This is a genomic window from Agrobacterium sp. MCAB5 (assembly GCF_052114365.1).
Classification (GTDB): domain Bacteria; phylum Pseudomonadota; class Alphaproteobacteria; order Rhizobiales; family Rhizobiaceae; genus Agrobacterium; species Agrobacterium tumefaciens.
Map to the genome: position 1 here is coordinate 1 of NZ_JBFREP010000361.1, position 372 is coordinate 372.

Annotated in this window: 1 pseudogene; it reads right to left on the reverse strand. The window is 61.6% G+C overall.

The annotated features are described in order from the left end of the window. Positions 1–221, reverse strand: a pseudogene (locus AB4Z23_RS29035) (iron ABC transporter permease); the annotation flags it as partial. Between the last annotated feature and the right edge of the window lie 151 nt (positions 222–372).

A 372-nucleotide genomic window follows, 5' to 3' on the forward strand; every position in this document is an offset into this window, starting at 1 on the left:
CGCCGCAGACGCAGCAAAACCTGCTGGTCAAAATTGCGGGCGTCGTAGGAAAATATCAGGTCGTTCAGCACATGTGGGGCAACGGCGCGCGGGCCAGTGCCAATATGTGCCAGAATCAGAAGCAGCATAGCCAGAAGCATAAGCAGTGCTGCCGCAAGCGCGCGGCCATAGGCCTGTTCCTGCATGGCGGTCTTGCTGTAGCCCATCCTGGCGAACATCATGCCGCGCCAGTCCCGGGCAGGGGGGGAAGAAATACCGGCCTCGCCGTGACCGGATGCGTGAGCTGGGCGACAGGCATGTCGAAAACGTCCGAGATGATTTGGGCATCGCACAGCGTCGCTGTTTCCAGCCGGTGCCGCAGCCGTCCATCCT